Here is a 25,983-nt window from a genome sequence, read left to right as displayed (position 1 = left end):
GGCATTGGCCGCATGGCTGCTGTCCGGCGAGGTGCTAGGCGCCGTACAATGAAGCTGCTAACCATTGCCGCTTCGTTTGACCCAGGGATCACGGACCAAAGCATGGACAACCGCAGCGACATCTGGCGTGGCATCGACACGATCAAGGCACGTTTCATCGACCTCAGCGACAAGGTCTGGGGCATGCCCGAAGTCTGCTACACCGAGGCGCGGTCCGCCGCCGAGCATCTTGCCGAGTTGCGTCATCAGGGTTTTCGCATCACCGAGCAGGTCGCGGGCATTCCGACCGCGGTGATGGGCGAATGGGGCGAGGGCGGGCCGGTCATTGCCTTCATGGGGGAATATGACGCGCTGCCGGGCCTCAGCCAGGAGGCGGGCGTCGCGGAGCATCGTCCGGTCGAGACCGGCGGCCACGGCCATGGCTGCGGCCACAATCTGCTCGGTTCCGCAGCTCTCCTCGCCGCGACCGCGGTGAAGGACTGGCTTGCCGAGAACAAGGTGCCGGGCCGCGTGCGTTATTACGGCTGCCCCGCCGAGGAAGGCGGCGCGGCAAAAGCCTTCATGGTGCGCTCCGGTGCATTCGAAGACGCCGACATCGCCATCACCTGGCATCCGCACAGCTTCTGGGAAGTCGCGGTGACGCCGTCACTCGCCAACACCCGCGCCGATTTCATCTTCACCGGCCGCACCTCGCATGCGGCAGCCTCGCCGCATCTCGGCCGCTCCGCGCTCGACGCCGTGGAGCTGATGAATGTCGGCGTGAACTATATGCGCGAGCACATGCCGAGCGACGCGCGCGTGCACTACGCGCTGCTCGACACCGGCGGCATCGCCCCGAACGTGGTGCAGGCGCATGCGCGCGTGCGCTATTCGATCCGTGCCCGTGATCTGCCCGGCATGAACGAGCTGGTCGGACGCGTGAGCAAGATCGCGGAGGGCGCGGCGCTGATGACCGAGACCAAGGTCGAGATGAAGATCATCTCCGCGGTCTCCAATATCCTGCCGAACACGCCGCTGGAGCAGGCGCTGCACCGGGTCATGGAAGAGCTCGGACCACCGCATTTCGACGACGCGGACAAGGGCTTTGCGACGGAGATCCGCGCGACGCTGAGCGACAAGGACATCGAGTCGGTCTATTACGCGATCGGCATGGAGCCGACCGACCGGCCGCTGGCTGACTTCCTGGTGCCGCTCGATGCCAAGCGCAATCCGCTGGTCGGCTCGACCGACGTCGGCGACGTGAGCTGGGTGGTGCCGACCGTGCAGGTCCACGCACCCACGGTTGCAATCGGAACCCCCTTCCACACCTGGCAGGTGGTCGCGCAGGGCAAGAGCGCGCATGCGCACAAGGCCATGGTGCAGGCGGCGAAGGCGATGGCCGGCATCGGCATCAAGGCGCTGACGGACCCGGAGCTGATCGAGGCCGCCAAGGCTGACCTTGAGAAGCGGACGGCCAAGACGCCTTACGTCTGTCCGCTGCCAGACCACGTCGCGCCGCCGCTCGACATGTCCGTGGCGTAGAATTTCGCCTCGATACTTCGTCTGATGCGGCGATCAAATTTTCTGCAGTGCAGCGCGGAATTCAGCGTGTTTTGATGCTGGATTGCCGAACGGATGGGCTGCGGAATATGGTTTTGCCCAACAGACAGTCAGAAGACCGTTTGCATACACACGGTCGCAGTTGACGCGCACCCCATTCGGTGTGCCATCTACCGCCAGCCAAGCCCGGTGGTCGTCTCGCGCGACCGCCTGCATCCATACGGGAACCAGACGGGGGACAACCATGCTGGATAAACAACTGCGTTCGATGATCGGTGACGTGAAGGACGGGCGGATGGATCGCCGCGGCTTCATTCAGCGCCTGGCTGCCGTGGGTCTCACCGCACCTTTGGCCAACCAGATCCTCGCGCTTGGCGGCGTCGCGATGGCTGAGGGCGTCTCGACCTACAAGCCGACCAAGCGCGGCGGCGGTGGTGCGCTCAAGCTGCTGTGGTGGCAGGGGCCGACCCTGCTCAATCCGCATTTCGCCACCGGCACCAAGGACCAGGACGGCGCGCGTCTGTTCTACGAGCCGCTCGCCTGTTGGGATCCCGACGGCAATATGAAGCTGGTCCTGGCCGCCGAAATTCCCTCGATCCAGAACGGCGGCCTCGCCGCCGACGGCAAGTCGGTGACCTGGAAGCTCAAGCCCGGCGTCAAATGGCATGACGGCACGCCGTTCACAGCCGACGACGTCGTGTTCAACTGGGAATATGCCAAGGATCCGGCGACCTCCGCACTGACGATCGCGACGCTCCGCGACATCACGGTCCAGAAGGTAGACGACCTCACGGTCCGCATCCTCTTCAACAAGCCGACGCCGTTTTGGGCCGACGCTTTTGTCGGGGCTCCCAATACCATCATCCCGAAACATCTGTTCAAGGACTATATGGGGTCCAAATCGCGGGAGGCGCCGACCAACCTCTCGCCGGTCGGCACCGGCCCCTACAAGTTCGTCGAGTTCAAGCCGGGCGATCTCGTCCGCGGCGTGATCAATCCCGATTATCACATGGCCAACCGCCCCTATTTCGATTCGATCGAGATGAAGGGCGGCGGCGACGCCGTCTCTGCCGCGCGCGCGGTGATCCAGACCGGCGAATATGATTTCGGCTGGAACATTCAGGTCGAGGACGACGTGCTGCTGCGCCTGGAGAAGGGCGGCAAGGGAAAGACCGTCTACGCCGTCGGCGGCGACACCGAATTCATCGCGCTGAACTTCACGGATCCCAACACGGAGGTCGATGGCGAGCGCTCCTCGATAAAGACCAAGCACCCGCTGTTTTCCGATCCGGCGGTGCGCAAGGCGCTCTCGCTGCTGATCGATCGCGAGTCGGTCAAGAAGGCGATCTACGGCCGCGCCGGGCGCACCACCGCCAACTTCCTCAACGGGCCCGAAAAGTTCGTGTCCAAGAACACATCGTGGGAGTTCAGCGTCGAGAAAGCCTCGAAGATCCTGGACGACGCCGGCTGGAAGCCGGGCGCCGACGGCATCCGCGAGAAGGACGGCAAGAAGCTGAAGCTCCTCTACCAGACCGCGATCAACGGGCCGCGCCAGAAGACGCAGGCCATCGTCAAGCAGGCCTGCCAGAAGGCGGGCATCGACGTCGAGCTGAAATCGGTCGTCGCCTCCGTGTTCTTCTCCTCCGACGTCGGCAATCCCGACACCTATTCCAAGTTCTACGCCGACATGGAGATGTTCCAGATCCCGCTGAGCCAGCCGGATCCGTCGCAGCACATGCGTCGCTACCTTTCGAACCTCGTTGCCACCAAGGAGAACAAGTGGCAGGGCACCAACTTCCCGCGCTGGGTCAACAAGGAGTACGACGCGACCATCCTGGCCGCCGACGGCGAGATGGATCCAGTCAAGCGCGCGGCGCTCTACATCAAGGCCAATGACCTGATGTACCAGGACATCGTTTTCATCCCGGTGCAGCACCGCCTGAAGGTCGAGGCGGCCGCCAACAATCTGCGCCCGGTCGTTTCCGGCTGGGCCAACGAGACCGACAATTTGTTCGACTGGTACCGCGAAGAATGATCACGCACGCCTAGAGCGGTCCTTCTTCATGAGCCAGTATGTCCTGCGTCGCCTCCTGATCGCGATTCCGAGCCTGCTCGGAATTTCGCTCGTGCTGTTCGTCGTGCTCGCACTCGCCCCGGGCGATCCCTTCTCGGAGCTGGCGACCAATCCGAACGTGCCGCCCGAAGTCGCTCTCGCGCTTCGGGCGAAGTTCGGCCTCGACGATCCGATCTACCTTCGTTACCTGCACTGGCTCAACGCCATGCTGCACGGCGACTGGGGTTTCTCCTTCGTCAGCCGGATGAACGTCGACACGCTCATTCTCCAGCGACTGCCAACGACGCTCTACGTGATCGGCTCGGCGCAGATTCTGGCGCTCCTGATCGCGATCCCGGTCGGGGTCTATGCCGCGACGAAACCTTATTCGCTGTTCGACCAAGTCGCCAACACGCTCGCCTTTGTCGGCTTCTCGCTGCCGACCTTCTTCACCGGTATCCTGTTCATCCTGATCTTCTCGGTCACGCTGGACTGGCTGCCTTTCGTCTACACGACCGACATCAAAGGCACTGGTATTCACTGGGTGCTGGAGATGATCCGTCAGGCGATCATGCCGGTGGCGGTGCTCGGCCTGTTCCAGGCTGCGTCGATGACGCGTTTCGTGCGCTCCGCGATGCTCGACGTCATCCGGCTGGACTACGTCACCACCGCGCGCGCCAAGGGCATCGGCCAGCGGCGGGTGATCATCAAGCACGTGATGCGCAACGCGATGATTCCGGTCGTCACGCTGATTGCGTTGCAAATCCCGGCGGTGTTCGGCGGCGCCATCGTCACCGAGCAGATTTTTCGCATCCCCGGCATCGGCTCGCTGCTGATCTCCTCCATCCTTTCCAACGACACGCCGGTGGTGATGGCCGTCACCTTCGTCTTTGCGTGCCTGGTCGTGCTGTTCAATCTCATCGCGGACGTTCTTTATGGCTGGCTTGACCCTCGCATCTCCCTCCGCTGAGCGGCGCGTCTACTCGCCCTGGCGCGAGACGTGGCGGCGCTATGGCCGGCACAAGCTTGCCGTGGTCAGCGCGTTCCTGCTCCTCGTTCTGATCCTGGCGGTGGTGGTCGGCCCCTTCGTCTGGCGGGTCAAGATCGACGACATCGATATCGTGGCGGGCATGCAGGGGCCGTCTCTGGCCCATCCCTTCGGCACCGACGATCTCGGGCAGGATATCCTCGCCCGGATGATCTATGGCGGGCGCATCTCGCTGGCGGTCGGTCTCGCCGCGATGCTGGTCTCGGTCTTTGTCGGCGTGCTGATCGGCGCGCTCGCCGGCATGTCGCGCGGCGCGCTCGGCCATGGGCTGATGTGGCTCACCGATCTCTTCCTGTCGCTGCCGCAATTGCCCCTGCTGCTGCTGCTGATCTATCTCTTCCGCGACGGGCTGAAGGCCGCTTTCGGCCCCGAGGGCGGCATTTTCATCCTGATCGTGCTCGTGATCGGTGGCTTGCGGTGGATGCCGGTCGCCCGCCTCGTTCGCGCCCAGTTCCTGTCGATCCGGGAGAAGGAATTCGTCGAAGCCGCGCGCGCGCTCGGGGCAAGCCCGGTGCGGCAGGTGGTGCGCCATATCCTGCCCAATGCGCTCGGTCCGGTGATCATCGCCGGCACCATCGACGTGGCCGCCGCCATCATCGCGGAATCCACGCTGTCCTTCCTCGGCCTCGGCTTCCCTCCGGATACGCCGACCTGGGGCCGGCTGCTCTATGATGCCAAGGACTTTCTCGACATAGGCCCGCATTGGGCGCTGTTCCCGGGCGGCGCAATCTTCATCGCTGTGGTCGCCATCAACTTCATCGGCGATGGCCTGCGCGACGCGCTCGATGCGCGGCGGGTGATCTGATGGCGCCGCTGCTCGAGATCAAGGGACTGAAAACCCACTTCTCCACCGACGACGGCATCCTCCAGGCCGTCGACGGTGTCGACATCTCCATCAACCGCGGCGAGACGCTCTGCGTCGTTGGCGAATCCGGCTGCGGCAAGACCGTCACCGCGATGTCGATCCTGAAGCTGATCGCGATGCCGCCGGGGCGCATCGCGGCAGGCGAGATCATCTTCGAGGGCCGCGATCTCGTGCCGCTGACGAGCAGTCAGCTCGACGAGATCCGCGCCAAGGAGATCGGCTTCATTTTCCAGGAGCCGATGACCTCGCTCAATCCGGTGCTGACGATCGGCGAGCAGATCGCCGAAAGCCTGCGCCGCCATGAGAACGTCACCAGGAAGCAGGCGCTCGAGCGCACCATCGAGATGCTCAAGCTGGTGCAGATTCCCAACGCCGAAGGCCGCGTTCACAACTATCCGCATCAGTTCTCCGGCGGCATGCGCCAGCGCGTGATGATCGCGATGGCGCTTGCGTGCAAGCCGAAGCTGATCATCGCCGACGAGCCCACCACGGCTCTCGACGTCACCATTCAGGCGCAGATCCTCGACCTGCTCCAGGACATGAAGGAACGCTTCGGCATGGCGGTGATGTTGATCACCCATGCCATGGGCGTCGTCGCCGAGACCGCGCAACGCGTCGTCGTGATGTATGCCGGCAAGGTCGTGGAGGAGGCGCCTGTCGACGACCTCTTCGGCAATCCCGGCCATCCCTATACCCAGGGATTGATCCGCTCGATCCCGCGCATCGATCTCGCCAGCGAGCACAAGCTACGGCTGGAGGCGATCGGCGGCTCGGTGCCGATCCTGATCAATCCGCCGGTCGGCTGCCGCTTCGCTCCGCGCTGCCGCCACGCCATGAGCGTCTGCACCGAGAGGGAGCCGCTGCTGCGCGAGATCGCGCCCGGCCACCGCATGGCCTGTCATCTGGGAGATACGCAGTTGGGAGGCGCAGCATGACCGAGCCTTTGCTCCGCGTCAGCGGCCTGAAGAAATATTTCCCCGTGCATGGCGGGCTGTTGTCGCGCCAGGTCGGCAGCGTTTACGCGGTCGACGGGGTCTCGTTCTCGGTCAATCGCGGCGAGACGCTCGGCCTCGTCGGCGAATCCGGCTGCGGCAAGTCGACGACGGGACGCTGCGTGCTGCGCCTGATCGAGCCGACCGACGGCGAGGTCGTGTTCGACGGCCAGGACGTCGGCCAGCTCGGCGGCACCGATTTGCGCGCGATGCGGCGAAACATGCAACTCGTGTTCCAGGACCCGTTCGCCTCCCTCAATCCGCGCATGACGGTCGGCGCCATCCTCGGCGAGGCGCTCGTCATCCATAAGCTCGGCTCATCGGCCAAGGAGCGCGAGGATCGCGTCGCGAGCTTGCTGGTGAAGGTCGGTCTCAAGGCCGAGCACATGCGCCGCTATCCGCATGAGTTTTCCGGCGGCCAGCGCCAGCGCATCGTGATCGCGCGCGCGCTCGCGGTCGAGCCGAAGCTGATCGTCTGCGACGAACCGGTGTCCGCGCTCGACGTCTCGATCCAGGCGCAGGTCATCAATTTGCTGGAAGATCTCCAGGCCGAGCTGAACCTCACCTATCTCTTTGTCGCGCATGATTTGTCGGTGGTCGAGCACATCTCCGACCGCGTCGCGGTGATGTATCTTGGCCGTATCGTCGAGCTCGCCAAGGCCAGCGACCTCTACCGCAATCCGCAGCATCCCTACACGAGGGCGCTGTTATCAGCGGTGCCGGTGCCCGATCCCAAGCTCAAGCGCGAGCGCATCCGCCTCAAGGGCGACGTTCCGAGCCCGATGAAGCCGCCGTCGGGCTGCCACTTCCACACCCGTTGTCCTATCGCCCAGCCGCGTTGCGCGGAAAGCGCACCGGAGCTGAAGGAAGGAGCGGGCGGGCACTTTGTGGCGTGCCATCTCGCCTGACGCCGACAAATGCGGAGCGCGCATTCATGCGTGAAGCAGGCCGTGCTCCGAAAGGGTCCGCCTGAAAGTCTCAACCGAGGTGTGGTGATGCGCGAACAGACCCGCCTCTCGCGCGCCGGCGACGTTGGGCATGAGATCGTCGACGAACAGGACGCTCTCCGGTTTGACGTCGAGCTCCGACAGACAAAGGCGGAAGCAGCCCGGGTCCGGCTTCGCCGTCTTGAACCGGGCCGAGGCGTAGATTCGCGAGCCGAACAGCGGCGGCAATTCCGGCAGCAGCGCAGCGATATGGTCGGCGACCAGCGTGGTGTTGTTGGTCAGGACGGCAACGTCGACGGTTTGCCGCAAGCTGCCGGCAATCTCCAGCATCGCACGATCGGCCTGCATCGAACGGCGTCGCGCCTCGATCCACTCGTCCAATGACAGCGGATAGCCGATGCGGTCACCGAAACCCTGCAAATACTCCGCGGCATCGAGAGTGCCGGAATCGCCGAGCAGCTCGAAGCCGCTGTCCCAGATCGCCTTGTGGACGGATTCGCTCGTGGTCCCGGCAACCTTCGCCAGCGATGCGACACGCTTTGCCCTGTCGTAGTCGCAGAGGACATTGTCCATGTCGAAGAGGATGAGTTTTATTCTACCAGCCACAGCAGCACTCTCGGATTGGCCGAACATCCGGCCGTGATCCAAGCCATACCGCGCTGGAGCGCAGGCGACAATCCGAGGCAACGGTCGATCCGTCACGCGCTCCTGGCGGGCCAGGGAACGACCTGCCCCGACATCACCAGCCGGTCACGGCCGTTGTCCTTGGCGGCGTAGAGCGCGCGATCGGCGGCGACGACCAGCGTGCTGCAGTCCGTCGTGGTTTGAGACGGAAGACTCGTCGCGCCGCCAACGCTTGCGGTCACGAGGCGCGAGGGGGGACTTTGCGCATGCAGAATGGCGAGATCGTGCAGCGCCTTGCGAATTGCTTCGCCGACCTCGGCGCAGCCCTCGGGGCCGGTGTTCGGCAACAGCACGGCGAATTCTTCGCCACCGTAGCGCGCCGCGAGGTCGGCTGGGCGCTTGGTGTGGGCTGATAGCATCCGGCCCAGCGCGCGCAGGCACCCGTCGCCCGCCGGATGTCCGTAATGGTCGTTGAACTTCTTGAAATGGTCGACATCGATCAGCAGGAGCGAGAGCTGGGTGCCGTCGCGCCTTGCGCGCGCCCATTCGTCCACGAGACGCTCGTCGAAGGCGCGCCGGTTGGCGAGGCCGGTGAGGCCGTCGGTCGTTGCAAGCGAGGCGAGCTTGTCCTGAAGATCCTTCTGCTCGGTCATGTCGCGCACCACCGCGACGACGCCGTCGATCTCGCCGCTGTCCGACGCCAGGGTCACGTGCAAGGCAGCCTCCGCCCAGATCTCGCCCTTGTCGCGATGACGCTGGCGATAGACGAACCGCGCCTCCTCGGCCTCGCCATTCCTGAGCGCAGCGATGGCCTGCTCGACGCGCTCCATGTCGTCGGCGTGAATGCCCGCCAGTGCCGAGGTGGCCAGCAGCTCCTCGGAGGACCAGCCCGTGATGCGTACGCACGAGGGAGAAACGTAGAGCAGCCGGTTGTCCAGCCCGATCCGGGTCACCATGTCGCTGGATTGCTCGGCCAACAGGCGGAAGTTTGCTTCGTTGACGACGAGGGCCTGGGCCATGCGCTGCCGCTGCGCGAGCTGACGGACCAGGTAGAAGCCGATCACCGCGATTAGCAGCACGAGGCCGAGGACGAAGGTCGTGCGCGCGGCGGCAGCGCGCCGCCAGGGCGCCAGCACGTCGTCCCGCGACTTGCTCGCGAGCACCATCAGAGGATAGCGGCTGCTGCGCTGGTAATAGCTCAGCCGCTGCACGCCATCGAGCGGTGATTTGAAATAGTAGACCGCCGCGGCGGGACGGCTTTCCCAATCCCTAAACAACGGCGTACTGGACAGGTCACGCCCGACGAAGGCGGCAACATCATCGCGGCTGCGTGCCAGCAAAATGCCGCCATTGTTGAGCAGCGATGTCGAGCCGTTTGGACCGATGTCGAACCGTTCGTAGAACTTGACGAAATAGCCGACGTCGATCGTGAGCAGGGCAACGCCGGCAAAGCCACCGTCGGCATCGTTGATCCGGCGAGATGCGGTGATGATCCATTGTCCACCGGATCGGCTCTTGACGGGCGGTCCGATCAGCGTGCCCGTTTCCGGAGAGTCGCGATGGCGCTGGAAATATTCGCGGTCGCTGTTGTTGAGCTTGGAGAAGTCGAGGTGCTCGGTCGTGGCAAGCCACTGCCCGGTCGCGTCATAAACGAAGATCCCGCGGATGCGATCCGATGATTTCCGTGTCGGCAGATAGGCCTGAAGCTTGGTAATCGTGTCCGGACCCGTCCCGTCGATTTCGAGCCGATGGACCAGGCCTACGAGGATCGTATCAACGAGTTCGAACGTGTCGTCCGCGTGCTGGATCAGCGAATGCGCCAGATTGGCGACGTCGATCTCGGCGTTCCTGAGTTCGGCGTTGCGGGTTTCCCATTCGCGCCAGCCGCTCAAGCCGAGGATGGCGAAGCAGGTCAGTATGACGAAACCCGCCGCCCAGAGCGGAAGGCGCGTCTTTCCGAGTTCGCGGCCCGTGGCCATCAGGCTTGCTCCATTCCGGCGCAAACCTCCCACTTTGGCCTTAACGGCCTGTTGCAACATCCGTGCGGATTGTGCGCTTCCGGTCGGAACAGTCCTCGATAATTGACGGGCTATTGTCGAGCTAACCAGGCTGGCCTCGGGCGTCGGTTTCGCCTGGCCTTTCTGCCTCATTCATCCAGCGTGAAGCCGACGCGCAGCGTAACCTGGTAGTGGCGCACGGCACCGTTCTCGATATGGCCGCGCGTTTGCACCACCTCGAACCATTTCATCTCGCGAACGGTCTTGGCGGCCCGGCTGACCGCGTTCTTGATCGCGTCCTCGATCGAGGTCTCGGACGATCCGACCAGTTCCAGGATCTTGTAGACGTGATCGTGCTCGGCTGTGGGCATCGCAAGTCTCCCCTCTTGTGCTGTGGCAGTGTGGCGTGTCGCCGACAATCGGCGCCTGTGGAAACGTCTGGCCTCGGCTTTGAACGGGCGCCGGCGCTTCAAGTTCCGTCCTTTGAGATCTGCCAGCTCACCTGGTTCGAGACGCTCCGTCTGCATCGACAGGCATGCTGATCGTTCTCGTGATCAGCGTGGTCTCCGCCGCAATCATCCATGACAAGCCGCTTGGCTCCCGCGAATGAGCAGCGCTTGCACTCACGCTCGGGAGACGCTTGCCTTGCAGCGGGTGTAGAGGCTCAACTCCGCGGACCGCAGCCTGACGCGCGGAGCCGAGATTGGTGCCGCAGTTCGGCGCTCCCTTACGGATCCAGCTCCGTATCCCAGTAGAGGTAGTCCAGCCAGCTGTCGTGCAGATAGTTCGGTGGGAACAGGCGGCCGTTGCGGTGGAGCTGGTGCACGGTCGGCGCGAACGCGTGCTGGCGTGGAAACATCTTGGCCTGCACCGGCGTGAGATTGCCCTTGCGCAGATTGCAGGGCGAGCACGCCGCGACCACGTTCTCCCAGGTGGTCTGGCCGCCTTTGCTGCGCGGGATGATGTGGTCGAAGGTGAGGTCTTCGGGCGAACCGCAATATTGGCAGGCGAAACGATCGCGCAGGAAGACGTTGAATCGGGTGAACGCAGGGTGCGTGGTCGGCTTGACGAAGGATTTGAGCGAGACGACGCTCGGCAGCTGCATTTGCAGCGTGGGACTATGGACCGCCTGATCGTAATGCGCGACGATGTTGACGCGGTCGAGGAATACCGCCTTGATCGCGTCCTGCCACGACCACAAAGACAGTGGGTAGTAACTCAGCGGCCGGAAGTCCGCATTCAGCACCAACACCGGCCAATGGCCTTGCGAGACATGTGCGTTCAAGTAACGCTCCTGGCCTCCAATGTACGCTGCGAAGCAGCACGTAACTGACATACTACATGCAGCGTGACGGGATTGTGAAGCCCGTTGAGCGACTTATTCCGGCGCAAGCAATGCGGCCGGGGGGTGGCAAACCGCGCAAAACGCCATGATTTCCAGGTCCGAGGCCGCGGAGGCAGCGTCGTCCTGACAGCGCGACGTGGATGTGCCGAGGCAGCTAGTCCCGCACCCGCTCCAGCTTCTGCAAACATCGCGTCGCGCGCACCGCGGCCGGCATCTCCTCGTCCGGAAAGCTGGTCTTCCAGTCGGTGACTCCGACCTCGCCGACATAGATGTCACCCCTGGAATCCAGCGCGATGCCGTGCGGTGCCAGGAACTTGCCGTTCGCAACGCCCGGGCCTTCCTCGCCGCCGAGCCGCGCGATGCGGTTGCCTTTTGCATCCACAATCGACAACCGCGGGCCGAGATTGGGCACCTTGCGGTTGACCGCGAGGCCGGGGCCGAGTTCCCCGATGACGAAGGTCGGGCTCTTGCCGCCACCGCAGCAGCATAGCGCACAAGGGCGGTGCAGATTGTTCCACTGCGTCTCGTACCTGCCGTTGCCGTCGAACACCTGCACGCGATGGTTCTCGCGGTCGGCGACATAGACAAAGCCGTCGCCATCGGTGGCGATGTTGTGCACGATGTTGAACTGGCCGGGGTCGGTGCCGGGCTCGCCCCAGCTCGTCATCAGCTTGCCGTCGGGCGTGAACTTGTGCACACGCGCATTGCCATAGCCGTCGGAGACGTAGATTTCGCCCTTCGGCGACAGTGCAGTGTGGGTACAGCGGTGGAAGGGATCGCCGCTCATGAACGGCGACGGTTTCTCGGGGATGCCGATCGTCAGCAGCACCTTGCCGTCGGTGGTGCACTTGCGCACGGTGTGGTCGCCGTCATCGGTGCAATAGAGATTGTCGTCGGCATCGATGTGCAGGCCGTGGGCGCGCGAGAACAGGCCTTCGCCCCAACTGCGCAAGAAGTTGCCCTCGCGATCCAGCACGACCATCGGATGGGCCCCGCGGTTGAAGACGTAGACGCGGTCCTTGCTGTCGACCGCGACCGAGGCGACGTCGGTGAGCTGCCATCGGTCCGGCAGCTTTGCGAAGTTCTCAACGACGCGGTAGCGGTGCTCGCCGGTGCCGAGAATGGCTGGCATTGAATGTCCTCTCCTGTTGTCATTCGGGGGCACGCGCAGCGTGAACCCGGAATCCGTCGTACGGCATTTTCGAGGAGGAATGGATCCCGGGTTCGCGCTGCGCGCACCCCGGAATGACGGCTGTGTTCATGTCCGCCCCAGAATCCCTTCCTCGATCGCCTTGATCTGGACCGCCAGATATTTGGAGTTGATCCGGCATTGCGCGAGGCTGCCGGCGATGAACCAGAGGCCGGGCTGCCCAGTGCGCACATACATGTTGCGCAGTTCGAGGCCGTCGCCAAAGCCCCAGATCGGGCCGACCCGGTCAGCGACGGCCTCGCCGAACAGTTTCCGCACCAGATATTCCTGCGTCTTGTAACCGGTCGAAAGCACGATCAGGTCAGCCGGAACGGTCGTGCCGTCCTTCATCCGGACGCCCTCGGCGACGAAGCCCTCGATGTCCGAAAACTGCCTGAGCTTGATCGCGCCTTCGACGATGAGGTTGGAGCAGCCGACGTTGAAATAATAGCCGCCGCCACGGGTGAGGTATTTGAACTGCCAACCGGTGCCGGCCTCGCCGAAATCGAGCTTGAAGCCGACGCTGGAAAGGCCGTCAAGCAGCTCCTTATCAAGCTGCTTCGACTGCTCCGTTAGCATCACATGGGTCTTCTTCGCCAGCGGCGTCGGCATCGAGGTCGCGATCAGATCGTTGTCCTCGATCGTGCCCTCATTGTAGGTCGCATAAGCGAGTTGGGCCGACGGCTCGATGTTGGTGACCAGCGTCGGCGAGCGCTGCACCAGCGTCACTTCGGCGCCGCTGGAGTGAAGATCCTGCGCGATGTCGTGGCCGCTGTTGCCGGTGCCGATGACGATGGCGCGTTTGCCTGCCCAGGTCTCGCCGTCCTCGTAGCGGCTCGAATGCAGCAGCGTGCCCTTGAAGTTATCGAGGGTCGGAATAGCAGGCACATTGGCGATGCCGCTGACGCCGGTTGCCATCACCACATGGCGCGGGTGCACGGTCCGTTTGCTGCCGTCGGCGCGTCGCAACGTGACGGTCCAATTGCCCTTGGCATCGTCGTAGGCGCCGCCTTCGAATTCGGTGCCGGTCCAGAAGTTCAGCTCCATCGCGTCGACGTAAGCTTCGAACCAGTTGGCGAGCTTGTCCTTGGGGATATAGGTCGGCCAGCTCGGCGGAAACGGCATGTAGGGCAAATGATTGACCTGCACCTGGTTGTGCAGGGTCAGCGCGTGATAGCGCTTGCGCCAATTGTCCCCGATCCGGGCCTCGCGATCGACGATCAGGGTGTCGATGTTCAACTGCTTCAGCCGCGCCGCAATCGCGAGCCCGGCCTGGCCGCCGCCGACCACCAGCACGGCGGGATCGCGACCGGCATAGTCGCGCGCGGCGTTGCGCAGGTCGAGCCAGTTCGGTCCACGGAAGTCGCGCGAATAGGCCTGGCCGCGCGGCCGCGAGGTGCCGAGCTGCTCCTCGAAGCCCTTGAGCTCGTCGAGCGCGGTGAGGAGCGTCCACGCTTTCAGGCGGTCGCCGTCGGCGGCGTCGGGCACGAGCCGGACGATGCCGCTGCCGCGCCCCAGTGCGGTTTCGAAATTGAAGATGGCTTCGATCGTGTTGGTCCCGGCACGCGTGATCCAGCGCGGTGGAGCCCGGTTCGGCGCGATCTTGAAATGGCTCGGCGCGGCCTTTGCCGCGAGCGTTGTCAGCCCCCGTTTGATCAAGTCGCCGCCGGCAAGCGTTTGCAGATTCCAGCTCAGCGCCAGCACATCGCGCCAGTAACTGTCGGCAAGGAAAAGACCATCCAGCCCAGCGCCATCAGGTGCGCCAAGCGTGCGCTCGAATTCGTCGAGCCAGGCTTGCGCGGATGCGGCAATATCCTTGGTTCTGTCCAGCATGCGCGACCTCGTGCCGTCTTCGCGGCGTTTCCTCTGAGGTCGAACGCTATACTGGAAAGAGGGTCATCGAAAGCGCTTTACCCGGTCAGTGAAAGCATGTGGCCCTGCTCAGGCGGAATGCGCCCGTGAGCGTTATGAGATGCCCGGGCCACGCTCGCCGAACTGGAGTGTGTGACGAAAAAGGCTCCACCTGAGTGGAGCCTCCTCGTGCTTTGGTTTGGCTTGCGTCGCCCTATCTGCCACGCATCCCGGCGCCGTACAGCTCACGCTCGCGGCCGACATCGTCGGGAGACAGCGGTGGGCTTGCGGCATCGAAGCCGTTCCAGCCGGACTTTTGCCAGGCGGTGCTGCGTTCCTGCAGGTTCACGGCCTTCTCATGCAGAAGGGCGTCGAGACGCGTGCGGTCCTGGTCGGGTACCCGCGCCGATACCAGCGTTCCGCCGCGACGGACACCTTCTGCGTAGCGTGACGCATCATCCTTGGAGACGCCGGCTTCGGTCAGCGCGCCGACGATGCCGCCTGTCGCGGCGCCGGCCGCGGCACCAACTGCGGTCGAAGCCAGCCATCCGGCAGCAACCACCGGGCCGAGTCCGGGAATCGCCAGCAAGCCAAGTCCTGCAAGCAGGCCCGCCGCGCTTCCGAGGCCCGCGCCGATGCCGGCACCCGTGCCGGCGCCTTCGGCGCGATCGTCGACCCCGTCGCGATCACGGTCGACCTTGCCGGTGGATGAGCCGTACCAATTATCGGAGTTGTTCGCGACGATGCTGATGTCGGAGTGCGGCACGCCCGCGGCCTCCAGACGCCTGACCGCACGTTCCGCATCCGAATAGGTGTCATAGAGTCGAGAAATGGTGGTGGTCATGTTTTATCCTCCTTACTTGGCGGGGTTCACGTTGCCCTGGAAATCGACACTCACGTCCGCCTTGGTGCCGGCCTTGTCGGCCTTGCCGCGCCAGACGCCGTTGTCGTCCTTTTTCAGGCCGGACACATTGGAATAGCCCGCGCCCTCGATCTTCGACTTCGCCTGTCCCTCGGTGAAGCTGTTGCGGCCTGCGACGGGTGCGTTGGAGTTGTTGTGATCAGAGCTGTTGACGGCGTTGTTGCCCGGGCCGCTTTGTGCCTTTTGCGACTGTGCGCTTACGGGCATTGATCCGAGCAGCAGGACAGCCGCAGCGAGCGAAATTAGACGTGACATAGTTTATCCTCCGGCAGTGATTGTGCCGGTCGACAACAGACGAGATTCGAATTGGTTGCGGCAGCTCGGAAATCGAAGCGCGTGGATTCAACGTTCTCGAATTCTCAAGAATCCAGGAACGATTGCCGCTCTTTCCCGTTTATGCGGTCTGCACTTTGCGCGAGAAGTTTGTATTCGATAAGCTCGGCTGGCATCGATCATGGGCCGAAAGTGAGCTCCCGGCTCACGTCGCCCAATAGGGCTCCCGCAGCTTGCGCTTGAAAATCTTTCCCGTTGCCTCGCGCGGCAGCGCGTCGCGGAATTCGACGTTCTTCGGCACCTTGAAATTGGCAAGCCGCTCGCGCAGGAACGATCGGACGGCGTCGGCCGAGAGCTCGGCATCCGATTCAGGCTCGACAAAGGCGCACAGCCGTTCGCCGAATTCCGCGTCGGGGATGCCGAACACGGCACAGTCGCGCACGCCGGGCATTCCAATCAGAAGGTTCTCGATCTCGGCGGGATAGATGTTGACGCCGCCGGAGATCACCATGTCGCGCTTGCGGTCGCACAGGAACAGATAGCCGTCCTCGTCGAGGTAACCGACGTCGCCGACGCTGACGAGGCCGTCACGGCCGGCCTCGGCCCTTGCCCCCGATCTGCCGTGATAGTCGAAATCGGGCACCGCCGTCTGGCGCATGTAGATTTCGCCGACTTCATTGGCACCGCACGGGCTGCCGTCATCGCGGAAGATCCTGACGATGCCGCCTTCGATGGCGCGGCCGACCGTGCCGGGCTTCTTCAGTGCTTCCTCGGCCGAGTGCCACACCGGGATCCCGGTCTCCGTGGAGCCGAAATATTCGTTGATGACCGGTCCCCACCAGTCGATCATGGCGCGCTTGACGTCCGGCGGGCAGGGCGCGGCGCCGTGCACGACGAAGCGCAGCGACGACAGGTCGTAACGCTGCCTGACCGCGTCGGGCAACCGCAGCAGCCGGACGAACATGGTCGGTACCATGTGAATGTGCGTGACGCGGTGGCGCTCGATCAGCGCCAGCAGCTCCTCGGCATCGAACCGCGCCTGGAGGACGATGGTGCAAGCGCTGCGGAACGCCAGCATGCCGTAGGAATGCGGCGCCGAGTGATACATCGGCCCGTTGATCAGCACGATTTGGTTGTCCCGCGGCTTGATGCCGTAGGCGATCCCGCCCACACGTTCCGAGGCGGCCGCCTGTTCGGGCTGCATCGGCATGCGCCGCACGCCCTTCGGCATGCCCGTGGTGCCCGATGTGTAGATCATCGCTGCGGCCCGCCGCGGCGGCTCCTGCGCTTGCGGATGGTCGTCGCGCCAGCGGTCCCAATCGGTCAGTCCCACCGGGATCTCGGTCAGCTCGCGAGGGATCGAGAAGGTCGCTGCGAGTTCGGGCGGGGTCGCGACGACCAGGAGAAGGACATCCGCCGGTATGCCGTCGCGGATCTGCGGCAGCAAATCGGCATGGCAGACCAGGATCTTCGCCCCGCTGTCGGCCAGGATGTAACGGACCTCTTCGGCCTTCAAATGCCAGTTGATCGGCACCACCGGACTTCCCAGCGCGGCCGAGGCCGCAACCACCTCGAACAGGGCGAAATCGTTGCGCAGCATCATCGCGACCGGCGCGGCCTCGGCAAGCCCCAGAGCGCGGAAGCCGCTCATCGCCCGCCTGATCCGGGCCCGGATGTCGTCATAGCTGATCTGGCGTTCGCCGCTGATGATCATGGCGTCTCCTCATCCCGCTCGTCTAGCGATCATCCAGCACGTCGCCGAAGCCGACCCAGCTCTTGCCGTTGAAGCGCCGGAGCTGAAGCTGCTGGAACGGCAGATAGTCGTCGGGGCCGGTCGTAACAGCCATTCCCGGCAGCAGCAGCGGCAGCTTCACATCCTTCAACGAGGCCGCCTGTCGCATGATGTTGTCGCGGCTGATATCATCCCTGCACGCCTTCAGCACCGTCATCAGCAGCGTGGCATAGTGATAGCCCGCGGCGTAGTTGGAGTTGGAGAGGTCCGCGGTCGGCATGTAGCGCTTCATGAAGGCGAAATATTCCTTCACGCCGGCATCGTCGGCCCATTGCGGGTCCATCGTGTCCTTCTGGTTGCTGGACGAGATCAGGCCGACCGCGTTGTCGAGCCCTGCCGGTTCCAGGAAAGAGATCGACGACGCCGAGGTCGGCACGAAGAACAGCTCCGGCTTCCAGCCGATCTCGGCCACGCCCTTGACCATCTGCGAGGTGAACTTGCCGAGCACGACGCCGAACAGCACGTTGGCGCCTGATGCCTTCAAGGTCGAGAGCTGCGAACTGATCGTCGGCGCGCTGGTCTCATAGCTTGCTTCCGCCACGATCATGTTTGCGGCCTTGGTCCCGAGCGCGCGCTTGAACCCCGCGACATAGTCGCGGCCGAAATCGTCGTTCTGCGAGAGGATCGCGATCTTGGCATCCGGCTTGGTCTGCAAAATGTACTTGGCATAGACCACGCCTTCGGATTCGTAGGCCGCCATGCCCGGCATCGTCCACGGGTTCTTCTGTGGATCCGCCCATTTGGTGGCGCCCGAGAGCACGAACAGCTGCGGCACCTTCTTGGCGTTAAGATAGCGCTGCACGGCGCTGTTGGTAGCGGTGCCGAGCGAGCCGAACATCATCAGCACCTCCTCTTGCTCCACCAGCTTGCGGGTCTGCTCGACGGTCTTGGGCGGCGAATAGGCGTCGTCCAGCGTGATGAACTTGACCTTGCGGCCGTTGATGCCGCCTTCGGCATTGACCTTCTCGAAGAAGGCTTCCTGCGTCCGTCCGATCGCGCCGAAGCCGGAGGCCGGACCGCTATAGGGCAGGGTCTGCCCGATGCGAATCTCGTCGCTGCCTTCGGCATGGGCGCTACCGCCAGCGAGCGTCAGCAACGACATGCCGATCAGTGCGGCTGTCAGCTTCATGGTGTCCTCCCGTTTTGTTGTCGGTCCGAGCCTTTAGGCGCTGGCGCGCATCAGGAAATCCTGTCGGGCCTGGTCGAATTCCCGTTTCATCCGGTCGACGAGCTCGGCGACCGGCGGCGCGTCGGCGATCTGGCCGATACCCTGGCCCGAGCCCCAGATGTCGCGCCACGCCTTGGACTTCATGTTGCCGCCGGAGCCGAAATTCATCTTCGTCTTGTCGGCGGCCGGCAGATTGTCCGGATCGAGCCCGGCCGCGGCAATCGAAGGGCCGAGATAGTTGCCGTGCACGCCGGTGAAGAGGTTGGTGTAGACGATGTCGTGCGCGGCGTGCTGTGTCAGCGCGGACTTGTAGGCTTCGTCAGCGTTGGCTTCCTTCGTCGCGATGAAGCGCGTACCGATATAGGCGAGGTCGGCGCCCAGCGTCAGCGCGGAGGCGATTGCGAAGCCGTCGCTGATTGCGCCCGACAGCAGGATCGCGCCGTCGAACCATTGCTTGACCTCACGTACCAGCGCGAAAGGCGAGAGCGTTCCTGCATGTCCTCCAGCGCCTGCGCAGACCAGAATCAGGCCGTCGACGCCCTGCTCGGCGGCCTTGCGCGCGTGCTTGACGTTGATGACGTCGTGGAACACGAGGCCGCCGTAGGAATGTGCGGCCTCGACGAGTTCGGCGGGCGGCCGCAGCGAGGTGATGATGATGGGCGCCCTGTGCTTCACACAGGTCTCCATGTCCTTCATCAGCCGGTCGTTGGAGGCGTGGCAGATCTGGTTGACGGCGTAGGGTGCGACCTTCTTGCCGGGATTGCGCGATTTGTATTCGCCGAGTTCGTCCTCGATGCGGCTCAGCCACTCGTCGAGCTTTTCCACCGGACGGGCATTGAGCGCCGGAAACGAGCCGACAACACCGGCCTTGCACTGGGCGATCACCAGCTCGGGGCCGGAGACGAGGAAGAGCGGCGAGCCGACCACGGGCAGCTCGAGCGAATCCTTCAAGAGAGCCGGCAGCGCCATGATGTCCTCCCGGAAACGCAGCCCGCCGGCAGGCGGATCACGAGGCGTTTCCCTGTTGATCGTCGCGGGCGAGTTGCCGCCCATGTTCATTTGACGCCATTATAGGGTTGGAGTGCGGCCTCCGATCGTTCAATATTGAACGCATGACTATTCAGATTTGAACAGAGGCCGCGCATGGACTGGGACCTTTGCAAGACCTTCGTCGCGGTCGCCGAGACCGGCAGCTTCACCGGCGCGGCACGCCGGCTGCACAGCAGCCATCCCACCGTAAGCCGCAAGATCGCGGCGCTGGAAGCCCAGCTCGGCACCAGGCTGGTGGCACGCGCCGCCGACGGTCTGGCGCTGACCGCGGATGGACGGACACTGCGCGAGCACGCCGAGGCGATGGCGGCGGCCGCGCTGCGGGCGGAGACGGCCGTCTCGGCCGGAGGGCACAAGGCGCGTGGTACCGTCAAGCTGTCGATCGGCGCGACGCTGGCCTCGCATTGGCTGATGCCGCGCCTGCCTGCTTTCCTGCGCGCGCATGATCACGTCCAGCTCGAGATCATCACCCATCCGTTTCCGGCCAGCGTACGCCGGCGCGAGGCGGACGTGGTGCTGCGGCCCTTTGACAGCGGCGAGGAAAATCTGGTCGGCCGCAAGATCGGCCGTCTCGGCACGGGATTTTACGCCTCGCGCGACTACACCGGCGGGCGGTCCTTGCCGGAACGGCGCGGCGAGTGGAAGGGGCACAGCGTCATCGGTTTCGCCGATCAGACCTCTAACGTCCAGCTTGCGCGCTGGAGCGACGTCGTCACGCGTCAGGCCAGGGTGGTGATGCGCTGCTCGTCGCAGGGCGACATGCTGGCGGCGGTCCGCGCCGGACTCGGAATCTCCGCCCTGTCGTGTTTTGTCGCCGAAAGCTATCCCGATCTCGTGCGCGTCGCGCCGCAGAAGCTCGCCAGCGTGGCGGACCTTTGGCTGCTCGCCCATCCCGACCTCGTCGATCTGCCGGCGGTGCGGGCCGTGGTCGACTTCGTCGCCGATTGCGCCCGGACCGATCGCGTTGGGTTGCGGGGCTAAGCTGATCCCGCGATGACGCCCTCGCGTTTTTTCACCGCGCGATAATAGCTCCACCATAGATGCGCCGCCGCACCGCGCAGGGGGCGCCAGGGTTCGGCGAGCGGCGCCATCTGCTTCTCCGTTGGCCGCGCCTGCAAGCCGAGCCCGATGCGAATGCCTTCCTGCACGGCGAGGTCGCCGGCCGGCCAGGCGTCGCCATGGCCGAGGCAGAACAGCAGATAGACGTCCGCGGTCCAGGGGCCGATGCCGGGCAGTGCGATCAGCGTGTGATGCGCGGCATCGGCGTCTTCTTCGGCGAGCACGTCGAGGTTCAGCCGCTGTGCGGTGATCTCGCGCGCGAGATGTTTCAGCGTCTTGATCTTGGCGGCGGACAGGCCGAGCCGCCCCAATCGGTCGGTGCGCGCGCGTCGCACCGCGTCATGGTCGAACGGATCGAAGGCAGCCGACAGCCGTCCCCAGATCGCCGCGGCGCTTGCGGTCGAGAGCTGTTGCCCGCAGACAATGTGGGCAATCCCCGCAAAGCCCGGCTCGCGCCGCCGCAACGTCGGCATGCCGGCAGTCGCCAGCACGGGCTTCAGGCGCGGATCGCGCTTGACCAGCGCGTGGACGGCTTCTTCGAGGTCGGACTGGGTCTCGAGGTGGATGGTCATTGCTTGCTCAACTCGTCCTGCGCGGACTTGACCCGCGCATCCATCTCCTATCGTAACAGAGTGTTGGAAGATGGATGATCGGGTAAGTCCGGCCATGACGAGATTTGTGCATATGTCGCCACCCGTTTTCCGATTTGCCCCCAGTCCGAACGGCTACCTGCACCTTGGCCACGCCTATTCAGCGCTGTTGAATTCCGACCGCGCGCGCGAGACGAGTGGGCGGCTCTTGCTGCGGATCGAGGACATCGACGCGACGCGTTGCCGGCCGGAATATGAGACAGCGATTGACGAAGACCTCGCCTGGCTCGGCATCGCCTGGGAGATGCCGGTGCGGCGGCAGTCGGAGCATCTCGACGCGTATCGGGCGGCACTGGACAGGCTCTCGGCGCTCGGCCTGGTCTATCCCGCCTTCGAAAGCCGCGCCGAGATCGCAAGGCAGGTTGCGGCGCGTGAAGCGGATGGGCCGTGGCCGCGCGATCCGGACGGCGCGCCGCTCTATCCCGGCGCCGCCAGATCGCTGTCCGCCGACGAGCGCGACCGCCTCATCGACACCGGCGCGCCTTATGCGCTTCGGCTCGACATGGCGGGAGCCTGCCGCCGCGCCGCCGGCCTGAGCTGGAACGAACTGGGCGAGGGGCCCGATGGTGAGCGCGGCGTCGTCCCGGCGCGGCCAGAAGCCTGGGGCGACGTCATTGTGGGCCGCAAGGAGACGCCGACCAGCTATCATCTGTCCGTTGTTGTCGACGATGCGCTCCAGGCCATCAGCGAGATCGTGCGGGGCCAGGACCTGTTCCACGCCACTTCGGTCCACCGTCTGCTCCAGGTTCTGCTCGGCCTGCCGGAACCCGTCTACCGCCACCATGGGCTACTTCGTGACGAGGCCGGCCGGAAGCTGTCGAAATCAACCAACTCGACCGGCCTACGTGAATTGCGTGCTGCCGGCGCCACGCCGGCCGGTATCCGCCAGCTGGTGGGATTAGGTTAAGTTTCTCTGGGGGTTAGCCAAACGCCGCCGTGACTCCGGGTGTTCCGCCGTGCCATGCTCACCTGACGGCCCGGGTTCGAAGGGGATACTTCGAAGGGGAGTTATGGCGGCGAAAACGCGCGCAGCGCGCACTACGGGGACGTCCAAGCGAGTGGCTCGGAAGCGCTCCGGGCCGGCCGCCCGGTTGCGCAAGCGCAGCACCAAGCGGGTCGAGCCGGACGTCGTCCAGGCTGCGCTTGCCGCCTTTGCCCATGAGGTCCGCACCCCACTGACCGGCATTCTCGCGATCAGCGATCTGCTCGCGACTTCGGATCTCGGTGAGCGGGAAAGACGCTGGGCCGACACGATCAAGGCCGGTGCCGAGCATCTGGCGAACCTTGCCACCCTGTTCGTCGATGCCGCCAGAACCGGCAAGGGGACCGGCAAGGGCGTCGGAGGTGGAAGCACGCTGCGGCAGGATTTGTTCGACCTGCGGACCCTTGCCCGCAACGCCGGCGATTCGCTGGCCGGTCGCGCCGCAGCCAAGGGTCTCCAAGCCGAGGTCGATATCTCAGAGAATCTGCCCGGGCTGGTGGTCGGTGATCCCGTCCGCCTGCGCGCCGCGCTCGAGAACCTGATCGACAATGCCGTGAAATTCACCGAGCACGGCGGCGTGGCGCTCACGGTCGCGCCTTGGCGTTCCGCCAAGAGCAAGGACAAGACCAAGAGCAGAGGCAAAGCCAAGGGCAAAGGCAGCATCGGCGTCGCCTTCGCCGTGTCCGACAGCGGCATTGGCCTCACCATGGCCGAGATCAAGCGGTTGTTCCGGCCGTTTACCCAAGCCAACGTCACCATTGCCTCGCGCTTCGGCGGCGCCGGCCTGGGCCTGTCGTCGGTGAAGCAACTGGCGCGCGCGATGGGCGGCGACATCACGGTTGCCCCTCGGCCCGGCGGCGGCGCCACCTTCACGTTGACGGTGTCGGTGTGTGCCACGGGATCGGGCAAGTCCCGCAAGTCGAAGGGCGAAGCCGAGATGGATGCGGTCCCGGCGTTGCGCTTGCTCAGCGTCGAGGACAATCCGTTCGGCCGCGTCGTGCTCAACACCATCCTGACCGAGCTCGGTCATCATGCCGAATTCATCGGGCGCGGCGAGGACGCGGTGAACCGGCTCGCGCAGGGCGCCTTCGACGCGGTGCTGATGGATATGGTGCTGCCGGGCATCAATGGCGTCGAGGCGATCAGGCGGATCCGCACCATGGCGACGCCGCTGGCTCAGATCCCCATCATCGGGGTGTCCGGTCGCGGCGAAGACGAAGTCGCTTCACGCGAGGCCGGCGCCGACGCATTTCTGGTCAAGCCTGTGTCTCCGCGGGCGCTAGCGACTGCGCTGCTTGCAGCGACACGCCGTGAGGAAGCCGCGACTTGATGATCGCGGCATTGAGCTCGCCGCCGAAAACGAAGATCGCGGCGATGAAATACAGGAACACCAGCGCGATGATCACCGAGGCGAGCCCCGCATACATCGTCACGTAATTGTTGGCGAAGCGCGCGAGGTACTGGCCGAACACGATGCCCGAGATCAGCGACGCCACGATGGTGAAGACGATGCCGGGCAGGATCTGGAGGAACCGGCGCCGTCCCGCCGGCAGCCAGGTATGCAGGATCATCAGCGCCACCACCAACGCGGCGACGGTGATGCCGTAGCGCAGCCAGGTGAGGATCCTCTCGTTGGATTCAACGAATAGCGGAATGTGCGCACGCGCGGCCTCGATGAGCAGCGGCCCGAGCACGATCAGGAATGCCATGGCGAGCGCGGTGAAGGCCGCAATCAGCGTGTATGCGATCGATTCCAGCCGTAGCCAGTACCAGGGCCGCATCTCCACGACCGCATAGGCGCGGTTGAGCGCGACCCGCAGCGCCTCGACGCCGTTGGAGGCGAAGTAGACCGACAGCACCGCACCGATGGTAAATAGGCCGGTGCGGGTCGTGGTCAGCACGTCGTGGACTTCCCCCGAGATCGAATCCGCGACCTGCTTGGGCCAGACCTGGAGCATCAGGCTGGCCGCCTGATCGGCGAGTTCCTTGGAGCCGAAGAAGCCGGCGAGCGAGGTCAGCACGATCAGGAACGGGAACAGCGCCATCAGCGTCGACAGCGCGATGTGGCTCGCGATCGCCCAGCCGTCATCGGCAAGGAACGTGTAGAACGCGTCCATTACGACAAGGTAGACGGTGCGGACTGCCTTCACGCGCCACCTGCACTGCTGTTGCCGCTGCCGCTTCCCGCGCGCGGGGAGCGTATTCCGGCCTCTTCCCGCAAGTCGGGAGAGGCGAAGAGGATGGGCAGTTCGCGCAAATCCGGATTCATCCAGCTAGCTTCTGATATTATTGGCTTAAAAGCCAGATCGGGAACGCCATGGCGGACCGGCGCGCAGGGTGTTATCTACCCTCGAATGGCATCTCTCCTGAGTACTTTCATCCTGCCGATCGCGGCCGGCGCCGTGGCGTTGGTGCTGCTGCTCGGTCTCATCAACATGATGCGCGGCGGCTCGCCCAACACCTCGCAGAAGCTGATGCGCTGGCGCGTGCTGCTTCAGTTCGTGGCGATCGTCATCGCGATGGTCGCCGTGTGGGCGATGGGGCGTTAACATGGTCGTGCTCAACCGCATCTATACGAAAACCGGTGACGACGGCACGACAGCGCTCGGCTCGGGCGAGCGCCGGCCGAAATACGATCTGCGCATCGAGGCCTATGGCACGGTCGACGAGACCAATGCTGCGATCGGCGTGGTCCGGCTTCACACCAGGGATGCGCCCGAGCTCGACGCGATGCTTGGCCGCATCCAGAACGATCTGTTCGACCTCGGCGCGGACCTCGCGGTGCCCGAACGTGAGGGCAAGGCGGAGCGGCTGCGGGTGGTGGCGAGCCAGGTCGAGCGGCTCGAGCGCGACATCGACGCGCTCAACGACAAGCTGGCACCCCTGACCTCCTTCGTGCTGCCGGGCGGGACGCCAGCCGCAGCCTACCTCCATGTCGCCCGTACGATTTGCCGCAGGGCGGAACGCGTGATGGTGGAACTGGCGGCCCGGCCGGAAGAGCCTGTTGGTGCCGCTGGCATCCAGTATATGAACCGCCTGTCAGACTTCCTGTTCGTGGCCAGCCGCGCCAGTAACGACGACGGCGCCGGCGACGTGCTTTGGGTTCCGGGCCAGAATCGCTGACCCATCAGGCGGCGCATTTCTGGGCGCCAAAATTAGACCCCTTCGCGCGTTGACCGGGCCGGATCAGGCCTTTAGGTTCCGCGCCAGTTGATAAATCCCCTCCCAGATTGAGTGAAAGAGGATCGATGAAGGTCTTGGTGCCGGTAAAGCGGGTGGTCGATTACAACGTCAAGGTCCGCGTCAAGAGCGATGGATCGGGCGTTGAACTCGCCAACGTCAAAATGTCGATGAACCCGTTCGACGAAATTGCGGTCGAGGAAGCGCTGCGCCTGAAGGAAGCCGGCAAGGCGACCGAAGTCGTGGTGGTCTCCATCGGACCGGCGCAGGCGTCGGAAACGATCCGCACCGGTCTCGCCATGGGCGCCGATCGCGGCATCCTGGTGAAGGCCGAGGGCGCGGTCGAGCCGCTCGCCGTCGCCAAGATCCTGAAGAAGATCGCGGACGAAGAGCAGCCGGGCCTGATCATTCTCGGCAAGCAGGCGATCGACGACGACAGCAATCAGACCGGCCAGAT

Annotated in this window: 25 protein-coding genes; 12 read left to right on the top strand and 13 right to left on the bottom strand. The window is 64.5% G+C overall.

Going from position 1 to position 25,983, the window contains the following annotated elements:
* Nucleotides 1-102: 102 nt before the first annotated feature.
* From AC0L3S_RS31300 to AC0L3S_RS31275, 6 genes are all read left to right on the top strand, one after another.
* On the top strand, nt 103-1,521 hold the full coding sequence (locus tag AC0L3S_RS31300) for a M20 family metallopeptidase (RefSeq protein WP_473283503.1): 1,419 nt from the start codon (nt 103-105) through the stop codon (nt 1,519-1,521).
* A gap of 262 nt (nt 1,522-1,783) precedes the next feature.
* Nucleotides 1,784-3,574 carry a peptide ABC transporter substrate-binding protein gene (locus tag AC0L3S_RS31295; protein ID WP_473263841.1) on the top strand — a complete coding sequence of 597 codons (1,791 nt, stop codon included), beginning with the start codon at nt 1,784-1,786 and terminating at the stop codon, nt 3,572-3,574.
* A 28-nt stretch (nt 3,575-3,602) separates the two neighbouring features.
* The gene (locus tag AC0L3S_RS31290; RefSeq protein WP_007597394.1) at nt 3,603-4,562 is read left to right on the top strand and encodes an ABC transporter permease; all 960 of its coding nucleotides are present in this window, start codon (nt 3,603-3,605) and stop codon (nt 4,560-4,562) included.
* Nucleotides 4,528-5,445 (top strand): ABC transporter permease, encoded by a 918-nt coding sequence (locus tag AC0L3S_RS31285; protein WP_473283501.1) that lies wholly within the window; start codon nt 4,528-4,530, stop codon nt 5,443-5,445. Before AC0L3S_RS31290 ends, AC0L3S_RS31285 begins: the two co-directional genes overlap by 35 nt.
* Complete coding sequence (locus AC0L3S_RS31280) at nt 5,445-6,440, top strand: ABC transporter ATP-binding protein (protein ID WP_473263840.1); 996 nt, start codon at nt 5,445-5,447, stop codon at nt 6,438-6,440. The genes AC0L3S_RS31285 and AC0L3S_RS31280 overlap by 1 nt, the downstream gene beginning before the upstream one ends.
* Nucleotides 6,437-7,405 carry an ABC transporter ATP-binding protein gene (locus AC0L3S_RS31275; RefSeq protein ID WP_027565638.1) on the top strand — a complete coding sequence of 323 codons (969 nt, stop codon included), beginning with the start codon at nt 6,437-6,439 and terminating at the stop codon, nt 7,403-7,405. The genes AC0L3S_RS31280 and AC0L3S_RS31275 overlap by 4 nt, the downstream gene beginning before the upstream one ends.
* Before the next feature lie 24 nt (nt 7,406-7,429).
* Here the strand turns inward: AC0L3S_RS31275 and AC0L3S_RS31270 are convergent, their stop codons facing one another.
* The 11 genes from AC0L3S_RS31270 to AC0L3S_RS31220 form a co-directional block, all read right to left on the bottom strand.
* Nucleotides 7,430-8,077, bottom strand: a complete 648-nt coding sequence (locus AC0L3S_RS31270) for an HAD family hydrolase (RefSeq protein ID WP_473283499.1) — start codon at nt 8,075-8,077, stop codon at nt 7,430-7,432.
* A gap of 65 nt (nt 8,078-8,142) precedes the next feature.
* Nucleotides 8,143-10,047, bottom strand: a complete 1,905-nt coding sequence (locus tag AC0L3S_RS31265; protein ID WP_473283497.1) for a sensor domain-containing diguanylate cyclase — start codon at nt 10,045-10,047, stop codon at nt 8,143-8,145.
* Between the two features lie 167 nt (nt 10,048-10,214).
* Nucleotides 10,215-10,436 carry a dodecin gene (locus AC0L3S_RS31260; protein WP_473263838.1) on the bottom strand — a complete coding sequence of 74 codons (222 nt, stop codon included), beginning with the start codon at nt 10,434-10,436 and terminating at the stop codon, nt 10,215-10,217.
* Between the two features lie 356 nt (nt 10,437-10,792).
* On the bottom strand, nt 10,793-11,350 hold the full coding sequence (locus AC0L3S_RS31255) for an HNH endonuclease (protein ID WP_007597381.1): 558 nt from the start codon (nt 11,348-11,350) through the stop codon (nt 10,793-10,795).
* 214 nt (nt 11,351-11,564) lie between these two features.
* Complete coding sequence (locus AC0L3S_RS31250; RefSeq protein ID WP_473283495.1) at nt 11,565-12,542, bottom strand: peptidyl-alpha-hydroxyglycine alpha-amidating lyase family protein; 978 nt, start codon at nt 12,540-12,542, stop codon at nt 11,565-11,567.
* Between the two features lie 126 nt (nt 12,543-12,668).
* Complete coding sequence (locus tag AC0L3S_RS31245; RefSeq protein WP_473283493.1) at nt 12,669-14,432, bottom strand: flavin-containing monooxygenase; 1,764 nt, start codon at nt 14,430-14,432, stop codon at nt 12,669-12,671.
* Nucleotides 14,433-14,664: 232 nt separating this feature from the next.
* Complete coding sequence (locus AC0L3S_RS31240) at nt 14,665-15,294, bottom strand: hypothetical protein (protein ID WP_473283491.1); 630 nt, start codon at nt 15,292-15,294, stop codon at nt 14,665-14,667.
* A gap of 12 nt (nt 15,295-15,306) precedes the next feature.
* Nucleotides 15,307-15,627, bottom strand: a complete 321-nt coding sequence (locus tag AC0L3S_RS31235) for a PepSY domain-containing protein (RefSeq protein WP_007615326.1) — start codon at nt 15,625-15,627, stop codon at nt 15,307-15,309.
* A gap of 223 nt (nt 15,628-15,850) precedes the next feature.
* Complete coding sequence (locus AC0L3S_RS31230; RefSeq protein ID WP_473283489.1) at nt 15,851-17,359, bottom strand: acyl-CoA synthetase; 1,509 nt, start codon at nt 17,357-17,359, stop codon at nt 15,851-15,853.
* A 22-nt stretch (nt 17,360-17,381) separates the two neighbouring features.
* The gene (locus AC0L3S_RS31225) at nt 17,382-18,566 is read right to left on the bottom strand and encodes an ABC transporter substrate-binding protein (RefSeq protein WP_473283487.1); all 1,185 of its coding nucleotides are present in this window, start codon (nt 18,564-18,566) and stop codon (nt 17,382-17,384) included.
* A 33-nt stretch (nt 18,567-18,599) separates the two neighbouring features.
* A complete protein-coding gene (locus AC0L3S_RS31220; RefSeq protein ID WP_473263832.1) occupies nt 18,600-19,574 on the bottom strand; it encodes an NAD(P)H-dependent flavin oxidoreductase in 975 nt (324 codons plus the stop codon).
* A 174-nt stretch (nt 19,575-19,748) separates the two neighbouring features.
* Here AC0L3S_RS31220 and AC0L3S_RS31215 point away from each other — a divergent pair, with 174 nt between their 5' ends.
* A complete protein-coding gene (locus AC0L3S_RS31215) occupies nt 19,749-20,636 on the top strand; it encodes a LysR family transcriptional regulator (RefSeq protein WP_473283485.1) in 888 nt (295 codons plus the stop codon).
* Here the strand turns inward: AC0L3S_RS31215 and AC0L3S_RS31210 are convergent.
* Nucleotides 20,633-21,286 carry a DNA-3-methyladenine glycosylase family protein gene (locus AC0L3S_RS31210; RefSeq protein WP_473263830.1) on the bottom strand — a complete coding sequence of 218 codons (654 nt, stop codon included), beginning with the start codon at nt 21,284-21,286 and terminating at the stop codon, nt 20,633-20,635. The genes AC0L3S_RS31215 and AC0L3S_RS31210 overlap by 4 nt on opposite strands.
* A 112-nt stretch (nt 21,287-21,398) precedes the next feature.
* On the opposite strand from AC0L3S_RS31210, the gene gluQRS reads away from it, so the two are divergent.
* Together gluQRS and AC0L3S_RS31200 are read left to right on the top strand one after the other, a co-directional pair.
* A complete protein-coding gene (gene gluQRS / locus AC0L3S_RS31205) occupies nt 21,399-22,271 on the top strand; it encodes a tRNA glutamyl-Q(34) synthetase GluQRS (RefSeq protein ID WP_473283483.1) in 873 nt (290 codons plus the stop codon).
* A gap of 103 nt (nt 22,272-22,374) precedes the next feature.
* On the top strand, nt 22,375-23,676 hold the full coding sequence (locus AC0L3S_RS31200; protein WP_473283481.1) for an ATP-binding protein: 1,302 nt from the start codon (nt 22,375-22,377) through the stop codon (nt 23,674-23,676).
* Here AC0L3S_RS31200 and AC0L3S_RS31195 read toward each other — a convergent pair.
* Nucleotides 23,603-24,496, bottom strand: a complete 894-nt coding sequence (locus tag AC0L3S_RS31195; protein ID WP_473263827.1) for a YihY/virulence factor BrkB family protein — start codon at nt 24,494-24,496, stop codon at nt 23,603-23,605. The two genes, AC0L3S_RS31200 and AC0L3S_RS31195, sit on opposite strands and share 74 nt — an antisense overlap.
* A gap of 204 nt (nt 24,497-24,700) precedes the next feature.
* Between AC0L3S_RS31195 and AC0L3S_RS31190 the strand changes: the two genes are divergently transcribed.
* The 3 genes from AC0L3S_RS31190 to AC0L3S_RS31180 all read left to right on the top strand — a co-directional run.
* Nucleotides 24,701-24,895 (top strand): twin transmembrane helix small protein, encoded by a 195-nt coding sequence (locus AC0L3S_RS31190; RefSeq protein ID WP_035974492.1) that lies wholly within the window; start codon nt 24,701-24,703, stop codon nt 24,893-24,895.
* Nucleotide 24,896: 1 nt separating this feature from the next.
* Nucleotides 24,897-25,469 carry a cob(I)yrinic acid a,c-diamide adenosyltransferase gene (locus AC0L3S_RS31185; RefSeq protein ID WP_247285810.1) on the top strand — a complete coding sequence of 191 codons (573 nt, stop codon included), beginning with the start codon at nt 24,897-24,899 and terminating at the stop codon, nt 25,467-25,469.
* Nucleotides 25,470-25,594: 125 nt separating this feature from the next.
* Nucleotides 25,595-25,983: electron transfer flavoprotein subunit beta/FixA family protein (locus tag AC0L3S_RS31180; protein WP_473280321.1), on the top strand; the 389-nt coding region annotated here is incomplete at its 3' end.

The organism is Bradyrhizobium sp. Ken01 (assembly GCF_055807355.1).
Note: the sequence above shows the minus strand (reverse complement) of the source record. Positions and strands in the feature narration are given on the sequence as shown.

Bases quoted from the DNA above. Each gene is read 5' to 3' on its own strand.
- AC0L3S_RS31290 (WP_007597394.1), top strand. From the start codon at position 3,603: ATGAGCCAGTATGTCCTGCGTCGCCTCCTGATCGCGATTCCGAGCCTG.
- AC0L3S_RS31230 (WP_473283489.1), bottom strand. From the start codon at position 17,359: ATGATCATCAGCGGCGAACGCCAGATCAGCTATGACGACATCCGGGCC.
- AC0L3S_RS31270 (WP_473283499.1), bottom strand. From the start codon at position 8,077: ATGTTCGGCCAATCCGAGAGTGCTGCTGTGGCTGGTAGAATAAAACTC.
- AC0L3S_RS31260 (WP_473263838.1), bottom strand. From the start codon at position 10,436: ATGCCCACAGCCGAGCACGATCACGTCTACAAGATCCTGGAACTGGTC.
- AC0L3S_RS31250 (WP_473283495.1), bottom strand. From the start codon at position 12,542: ATGCCAGCCATTCTCGGCACCGGCGAGCACCGCTACCGCGTCGTTGAG.
- AC0L3S_RS31190 (WP_035974492.1), top strand. From the start codon at position 24,701: ATGGCATCTCTCCTGAGTACTTTCATCCTGCCGATCGCGGCCGGCGCC.
- AC0L3S_RS31280 (WP_473263840.1), top strand. From the start codon at position 5,445: ATGGCGCCGCTGCTCGAGATCAAGGGACTGAAAACCCACTTCTCCACC.
- AC0L3S_RS31185 (WP_247285810.1), top strand. From the start codon at position 24,897: ATGGTCGTGCTCAACCGCATCTATACGAAAACCGGTGACGACGGCACG.
- AC0L3S_RS31285 (WP_473283501.1), top strand. From the start codon at position 4,528: ATGGCTGGCTTGACCCTCGCATCTCCCTCCGCTGAGCGGCGCGTCTAC.
- AC0L3S_RS31215 (WP_473283485.1), top strand. From the start codon at position 19,749: ATGGACTGGGACCTTTGCAAGACCTTCGTCGCGGTCGCCGAGACCGGC.
- AC0L3S_RS31275 (WP_027565638.1), top strand. From the start codon at position 6,437: ATGACCGAGCCTTTGCTCCGCGTCAGCGGCCTGAAGAAATATTTCCCC.
- gluQRS (WP_473283483.1), top strand. From the start codon at position 21,399: ATGTCGCCACCCGTTTTCCGATTTGCCCCCAGTCCGAACGGCTACCTG.
- AC0L3S_RS31300 (WP_473283503.1), top strand. From the start codon at position 103: ATGGACAACCGCAGCGACATCTGGCGTGGCATCGACACGATCAAGGCA.
- AC0L3S_RS31265 (WP_473283497.1), bottom strand. From the start codon at position 10,047: ATGGCCACGGGCCGCGAACTCGGAAAGACGCGCCTTCCGCTCTGGGCG.
- AC0L3S_RS31245 (WP_473283493.1), bottom strand. From the start codon at position 14,432: ATGCTGGACAGAACCAAGGATATTGCCGCATCCGCGCAAGCCTGGCTC.
- AC0L3S_RS31200 (WP_473283481.1), top strand. From the start codon at position 22,375: ATGGCGGCGAAAACGCGCGCAGCGCGCACTACGGGGACGTCCAAGCGA.
- AC0L3S_RS31210 (WP_473263830.1), bottom strand. From the start codon at position 21,286: ATGACCATCCACCTCGAGACCCAGTCCGACCTCGAAGAAGCCGTCCAC.
- AC0L3S_RS31235 (WP_007615326.1), bottom strand. From the start codon at position 15,627: ATGTCACGTCTAATTTCGCTCGCTGCGGCTGTCCTGCTGCTCGGATCA.
- AC0L3S_RS31240 (WP_473283491.1), bottom strand. From the start codon at position 15,294: ATGACCACCACCATTTCTCGACTCTATGACACCTATTCGGATGCGGAA.
- AC0L3S_RS31295 (WP_473263841.1), top strand. From the start codon at position 1,784: ATGCTGGATAAACAACTGCGTTCGATGATCGGTGACGTGAAGGACGGG.
- AC0L3S_RS31220 (WP_473263832.1), bottom strand. From the start codon at position 19,574: ATGGCGCTGCCGGCTCTCTTGAAGGATTCGCTCGAGCTGCCCGTGGTC.
- AC0L3S_RS31225 (WP_473283487.1), bottom strand. From the start codon at position 18,566: ATGAAGCTGACAGCCGCACTGATCGGCATGTCGTTGCTGACGCTCGCT.